General features: G+C 62.4%; 2 protein-coding genes and 1 pseudogene. 2 read left to right on the forward strand and 1 reads right to left on the reverse strand.

Annotation, left to right across the window (positions count from 1 at the left end):
* Positions 1–175 (reverse strand): annotated as a pseudogene (locus EN939_RS39465) (UDP-2,3-diacylglucosamine diphosphatase); the annotation flags it as partial.
* A 151-nt stretch (positions 176–326) separates the two neighbouring features.
* Here EN939_RS39465 and EN939_RS31535 point away from each other — a divergent pair.
* Positions 327–1,106 (forward strand): SDR family oxidoreductase, encoded by a 780-nt coding sequence (locus EN939_RS31535; protein WP_127271508.1) that lies wholly within the window; start codon positions 327–329, stop codon positions 1,104–1,106.
* Positions 1,107–1,283: 177 nt separating this feature from the next.
* The coding region (locus EN939_RS31540; protein ID WP_335930814.1) for a malic enzyme-like NAD(P)-binding protein at positions 1,284–2,086 on the forward strand (803 nt) is incomplete at its 3' end.

A 2,086-nucleotide genomic window follows, 5' to 3' on the forward strand; every position in this document is an offset into this window, starting at 1 on the left:
GTTTCTGCACGACGTCATTGTGGCTTTGCGGCCAGTGCCAGCTCCGCCGCAGCCGCCAGCCGTCGACGATGTCGCCCACCAGATAGATGATATCGGCATCGTGATATCGAAGGAAATCGATCAGGAACTCGGCCTTGGCCGCCTTCGAGCCCAGATGGACGTCGGATATGAACATGCTGCGGAAAGTGCGGGGCTCTTGGCCGGACATCGCGATTTCACCGTTGCTTTCGCGAGCCTATGCCCCGATTCATGCAACAACCGTATGACGGTTGCGATTGGTCCAGCCGAAGGACTAGCTTGCCGGCCAAATCACAGGAGAAATCGTCATGGATCTCGGTATCCGCGGAAAGAAGGCCATCGTCTGCGCTTCGAGCAAGGGACTTGGGCGCGGTTGCGCCATGGCGCTGGCCGAGGCCGGCTGCGATGTCGTGGTCAACGGGCGCAACGCCGAACTGGTGGCGAAAACCGCCGCGGAGTTGCGCGAGCGATATGGCGTCACGGTGACGGAAGTCGTCGGCGACGTTTCGAAGCCGGAGGTGCAGAAGGCGCTGCTCGCGGCCTGTCCCGAGCCGGATATCCTGGTCAACAACAATGGCGGCCCGCCGCTTCGCGATTTCCGCACGCTCGATCGCGAAAAGATCCTCGAAGGCGTCACCCAGAATATGGTGACGCCGATCGAGCTCGTGCAGGCCGTGCTGGACGGCATGGCGGCACGCGGCTTCGGCCGCATCGTCAACATCACATCGCTGTCGGTCTATGTGCCCATTCCCGGCCTCGACCTGTCGTCCGGCGCGCGTGCCGGCCTGACCTCGTTCCTTGCCGGCGTGGCCAGAACGGTGATCGACCGCAACGTGACCATCAACAGTCTTTTGCCGGGCAAACTCGACACCGACCGGCTGCGCGGCCCGCACGAGGCCGGCACCATCGAGGATCCTGCCGCAGCCGCTGCACGCAAGACCCGCATCAGCGCTGATGTTCCGGCCAAGCGGCTCGGCACGCCGGAAGAATTCGGCCAGATCTGCGCCTTCCTGTGCTCGGTCCATGCGGGCTATCTGACCGGGCAGAACATACCGGTCGATGGTGGTCTCTACGTCAGCGCCTTTTGATCAACTTGTCCGTGAAACTGTAGGAGCCGTCCGTTAGAGAATCGGCATAAGCATTTGATCATTAGCGACTTTCTACGCGCCGCCGGGTAAAGCTGCCGGCGCGTCAATTAGCGTCGCGAAAAACCACGGCTGCATGCTAAAAGGGAATCTCCAGCCAGATTTCGAGGGAGCGGCCGCATGGAAGGCGAGAGCAAAAAGACGGCACGTTCGGACCTCGACGAAGCCGCCCTCTACTTCCACAAGCACCCAAGGCCGGGAAAACTCGAGATCCAGGCGACCAAGCCGCTCGGCAACCAGCGCGACCTCGCGCTCGCCTATTCGCCTGGTGTCGCCGCCCCTTGCCTGGAAATCCGCGACGATCCGGCGACCGCCGCCGACTACACCGCACGCGCCAATCTGGTCGGCGTCGTCACCAACGGATCGGCGGTGCTCGGCCTCGGCAATATCGGCCCGCTGGCCTCCAAGCCGGTGATGGAAGGCAAGGCCGTCCTGTTCAAGAAGTTCGCCGGTATCGATGTCTTCGACATCGAGATCGACGCGCCGGGGATCGAGCGCATGGTCGAGACGATCTCGGCGCTGGAGCCGACTTTCGGCGGCATCAACCTCGAAGACATCAAGGCACCGGAATGCTTCGAGGTCGAGGAACAGTTGAAGGCGCGCATGAAGATACCGGTGTTCCACGACGACCAGCATGGCACCGCCATCATCGTCGCTGCCGCCGTGCTCAACGGGCTGGAATTCGCCCGAAAAACCATATCGGACATCAAGATCGTCACCTCCGGCGCCGGGGCTGCCGCCCTTGCCTGCCTCAACCTGCTGGTCTCGCTCGGCGCCAAAGTCGAAAACATCTGGGTCACCGACCGTTTCGGCGTTGCCTACAAAGGGCGGACCGACGAGATGGACCGCTGGAAAGACCCTTATGTGAAGGACACCGAGGCGCGCACGCTGGCCGACGTCATATCGGGCGCAGATGTCTTCCT

It is taken from the genome of Mesorhizobium sp. M7A.F.Ca.CA.002.05.1.1, from assembly GCF_003998335.1.
Classification (GTDB): Bacteria; Pseudomonadota; Alphaproteobacteria; order Rhizobiales; family Rhizobiaceae; genus Mesorhizobium.